This window comes from Lysinibacillus sp. NPDC096418 (genome assembly GCF_044762775.1).
GTDB lineage: Bacteria > Bacillota > Bacilli > Bacillales_A > Planococcaceae > Lysinibacillus.
The window spans coordinates 1-4103 of sequence record NZ_JBIWEY010000074.1; the positions used below are offsets into that span (position 1 = coordinate 1).

Annotated in this window: 5 protein-coding genes; 4 read left to right on the forward strand and 1 reads right to left on the reverse strand. The window is 33.1% G+C overall.

Annotated elements, in window-relative coordinates; genetic code table 11:
- Nucleotides 1–241: 241 nt before the first annotated feature.
- The 4 genes from ACIQZG_RS24350 (at nt 242) to ACIQZG_RS24365 (ending at nt 3590) form a co-directional block, all read left to right on the forward strand.
- Nucleotides 242–733: a hypothetical protein gene (locus tag ACIQZG_RS24350; RefSeq protein ID WP_402758726.1), complete on the forward strand. Its 492-nt coding sequence runs from the start codon at nt 242–244 to the stop codon at nt 731–733.
- Between the two features lie 761 nt (nt 734–1494).
- Complete coding sequence (locus ACIQZG_RS24355; RefSeq protein ID WP_402758728.1) at nt 1495–2253, forward strand: class I SAM-dependent methyltransferase; 759 nt, start codon at nt 1495–1497, stop codon at nt 2251–2253.
- A gap of 265 nt (nt 2254–2518) precedes the next feature.
- Nucleotides 2519–3067, forward strand: a complete 549-nt coding sequence (locus ACIQZG_RS24360; protein ID WP_402758730.1) for a hypothetical protein — start codon at nt 2519–2521, stop codon at nt 3065–3067.
- A complete protein-coding gene (locus ACIQZG_RS24365; RefSeq protein WP_402758731.1) occupies nt 3024–3590 on the forward strand; it encodes a phage terminase large subunit family protein in 567 nt (188 codons plus the stop codon). The genes ACIQZG_RS24360 and ACIQZG_RS24365 overlap by 44 nt, the downstream gene beginning before the upstream one ends.
- Before the next feature lie 61 nt (nt 3591–3651).
- On the opposite strand, the gene ACIQZG_RS24370 is transcribed toward ACIQZG_RS24365, so the two are convergent.
- Nucleotides 3652–3900, reverse strand: a complete 249-nt coding sequence (locus ACIQZG_RS24370) for a hypothetical protein (protein ID WP_402758733.1) — start codon at nt 3898–3900, stop codon at nt 3652–3654.
- Between the last annotated feature and the right edge of the window lie 203 nt (nt 3901–4103).

Here is a 4103-nt window from a genome sequence, read left to right on the forward strand (position 1 = left end):
TAAAAAAAATGACTCCGGCAGCATACCGAAGTCATTTAATCGCTGTTTAATGTAGCAAATGGTCTTTTATTAAACTGTCTACTTTATAGGGTTCAATTCAATATCCAAATAGAAGGTTTTTTCCTTATGGCTTTTTCTAAAAGATTGTTGCTATTCAACTAAAGGAGAAGGTTAGTGAAAGAAAAGATTTAATTAGCGGAGCTGTACTAATAAACTATTGATTAAGGAGAAATTTCATCTAATGTTTGGTTTCTTAAATAGTGCAAAGTTAAAAAAAGATAATTTAAAAGGCATTGCAAAATTAATGTATGAGGATGTATCAAATGATTTCTGGGATAAAGAGAACCTTACTAAAAGAAATTTAGATTTCACTGTTGAAAGCGTTCTCTATATTGATATGTATACAAAAAGATTAATGAATACGGAATTTGGTATTAAACTGTTAAATAAGCATTTTGATAATTTAGTGATTCGTGTAGGTGTTTATATTGGAGAGGTTATCAAAAATAATATCAGGCAGGACTTTTACTGGTATGAGTCTGATTCTGTACACAACTATTCTCCTAATCTTGATGGAGTGTTTAATAATACCAAAAAACAGAGTGTTCTTTATTCTAAAAAAAGGGATATAGTGATATTACCTTTGGATGTGGTATCGCAATTCTTGAGAGGAAACTCCTCATACAGTAATTTTCTTACTTTCGTAGAAGAAACGATTAAGCAAAATACTTAAATATAATCGGTATCATCATTTTTTTCATTACAAGAATGCAAAACTGTTATTCAACAAGCGGATACTTTAGTTTAAGATTCGGTTTGCAAAATATAAAAATCAGAGTTGATTTTTACACTTGTTTTTTATTACCCACAAGGTTATGTTTAGCAACAGTTTTTAAGTGAAAAATCTTCCTGGAAGAAACATGAAAGAAAAATCGGAAACTTTTGACAGAGATTTGGTTTTTAGATGTGTTAAGATGATATTGTATGATAAATGGATATGAGGAAGACCCAAGCGATACTTTGATGTGATGTCGGGTATCGCTTTTTTATAATCAAGTGACGAAAGTGAACTTTCATATGAGGAGCTTTTGAATTGTGTGTAAATGAGACATAATTTAAAAAGTGTAGGTTCTTCTGGCGAAAAAAGGCCAGCCTGTGGGTCTCGCGAGTCCCGAAATCCTGCTAGATACAAAGTGAAAAAAAGTGTTCCTTCCATCCTGTTAAAAAATATTTGTTAAAGAAAAAGACTTTTTAAAAAAGATTGTCGCTGTTCAACAAACGACGCAGGTTAGTTGAAGAAGTTTTTTATGGACTTAATAAACACTAAAATAAGTGTATTAAGTCCATAAAAGGTATATAATGTTAATATATTGTATAGAAAGTGAGTGATTTAATATGATAGTCAGCTCTTTATCTTCATCTAACAAATATGAGGTGCGGAAGGTTTAATAATTCAATTAAAGTTCTTCCGCATATAAAATCGGAGGGAAAGAAATGTTTAGTTATTATGGTGCATTATGTACGGAAGTTTATGATTTTACCAAGCCAGTGGGGTATTCAATTGACGGTGATATTGAATATTATCTTGAAAGATTAAAGGGGACTAGAGGGAAGATACTTGAAGCTTGTGTCGGGTCAGGACGATTCTTAATCCCTTTGCTTGAAAAGGGATTTATTGTTGATGGCTTTGACTATTCACCTGAAATGTTAGATTCTTGTCGGAAAAGATGCAGAGAAAAAGGCTTGAATCCGAAGCTATATGAAGGTAATTTAAGTAGTTTTTCTTTGGAATCAAAATATGAAGCTATTGTTATACCTACAGGCTCCTTTTGCTTGATAGAGAATACAAAAGATGCTAAAGATGCCTTGAAATGCTTTTATAATCATCTTATGCCAGGAGGACGCGTAATAGTTGATCTGCAGTTCCCAAATAATTGGCGTACAGGAGAAATTACTACTGCAACCTTTCCTCTTTCTAACGTAGAAGGTATTTCATTAGAAAACAAATCAATTGAAATCAACTGGGTCGACCAATATACCTTATCTTATTTAAAATACGAGAAATGGAGAAAAGGTAAGCTAGTAGACACAGAATTACAGAAGTTTGCAATGAGATGGTACGGAATCGAAGAATTTAAACTTATTTTAGAAAGCGTTGGTTTTTCTGATATTACTTGTTCTGCCGATTATACTTACAAAAAGCAACCATCAAAAGATTACCAACTCATTACATTCGAAGCTGTACGAAAATAATATAATTGCAAATTTATGATACTGGATGTTTGCAAAAGAACTGAGCGTTATTTTTCGCTCAGTTCTTTTATTTTTTATATAAAAGACTTTTAATTAAACCTGCTAATAGTTTGTGAGAAATTACGCTTAAACGTGGGCTTTAGTTAAATTTTAGAGTTTTACGAATGATCAAAACATAAAGACAGAGTTGATTCTACACATTTTGTAGTTATGTTTTAGCAGCAACAATCTTTGAAAAAACAGCCATGATAAATGAGGTGATGTTATGTCAGCGGGGAAAACGGATATATCTGAAATCGTTATAAATACAACAGCCATTGCAAAAATGTTCAATTTGACTGAAAGGCGTGTCCGTCAACTTGTTGAAGAAGGTGTTATAAGTCGTGTTTGGGATGGGTGTTTTGATTTAATCGATACAGTCAGCAAATATTTTACGTTTCTGAAATTGTCTGCAGAAGGCATCGGTGAAAAGTGGCTGCATGAAAAAGTAAAGCGTGAGAAAGCAGAGATTGAGCTGGCTCATATTAAAAAAGAAATGCATTGCTCAGAGGAAGTAGAAAAAGTGCTAAATCATATGGTGATGGCTTTTCGTTCAAAGGCACTTTCTTTACCAACAAAAGTTGCACTAATGCTTATTAATAGAGATGATCCTAAACACATTGAGGCATTACTTGAGCAGAATATCCATGAGACTCTTCAAGAATTAGCTTCATATGATCCATCCATGTTTGTTGAAATAATAGAAAATGAAGTTGTAGAGGTAGTAGAATATGACACAAAAGAAAACGCTAAAGTTGTTTCAAAAGAAAGCTAGTTTAGTAGCTATGCCGCCAAAGTTAAAGGTGTCTGAATGGGCTGATAAGGAGCGTGTTCTTTCACAAGAGTCTTCTGCAGAATATGGAAGATGGAATACAGACAGAGCACCGTATCAACGGGAAATAATGAATGCTCTCAATGATGCTAGTGTTGAGGATATTATTGTTATGTCGAGTTCACAAGTAGGGAAGTCAGAAAAACTTAATAATATTATCGGTTATTTTATCGACTATGATCCATCTCCTATGTTACTTGTAATGCCAACGCTAGAAATGGCTGAGTCGTATTCTAAGGACAGACTAGCTGCCATGATACGTGACACACCAGCACAGAATAAAAAGGTATCAGATGTGAAAGCTCGTGACGGCAATAATACGTTGCTTCATAAAAAGTTCGAAGGTGGCCATATTTCACTGGTGGGTGCGGATTTGCCATCAAGTTTAGCTTCTAGACCAATTCGTATCGTATTGGCTGATGAAGTAGACCGTTTTCCAGAAGCAAAGCGGATTAAGATAGCTTAATTGTCGTTTTGTTTTTGGGGGTTAACTAAGATAACTATTTTAAAGATAATATAGTTGGTGCTTAAAAACCATGTAAATTATTTAAAATTGAAATAATGGAAATAAAGATGATCAATAATATCCATAGGATAATTCCTAACACTTTACCTTCCTCTACATTTTGGATTTCGTTTTCTGACTTTAAAACGTCTTCTCTCGTTGTTTTATTTTCCATAACTGTATTACAATACTCACATACCTCAATCACAGCACCATCTTTATGTACTTTCATAAATGAATTACTGGCTAAACAGTTTGGGCAAGTATTCAATTACTTTCTCCTTTCTTATCTGATATTTACTATTTTAGGGAATTGATCATAAAATGTACATATAAAAAACAGATGATTTATTCTTGTTATTAGACAAGAAGAGCCCATGTACTCAATTAATGAACTGAACCCTATAAAGTAGACAGTTTAATAAAAGACCATTTGCTACATTAAACAGCGATTAAATGACTTCGGTATGCTGC

Coding starts and splice junctions, on each gene's coding strand:
- ACIQZG_RS24355 (WP_402758728.1), top strand. CDS start 1,495: ATGTTTAGTTATTATGGTGCATTATGTACGGAAGTTTATGATTTTACC.
- ACIQZG_RS24350 (WP_402758726.1), top strand. CDS start 242: ATGTTTGGTTTCTTAAATAGTGCAAAGTTAAAAAAAGATAATTTAAAA.
- ACIQZG_RS24360 (WP_402758730.1), top strand. CDS start 2,519: ATGTCAGCGGGGAAAACGGATATATCTGAAATCGTTATAAATACAACA.
- ACIQZG_RS24365 (WP_402758731.1), top strand. CDS start 3,024: ATGACACAAAAGAAAACGCTAAAGTTGTTTCAAAAGAAAGCTAGTTTA.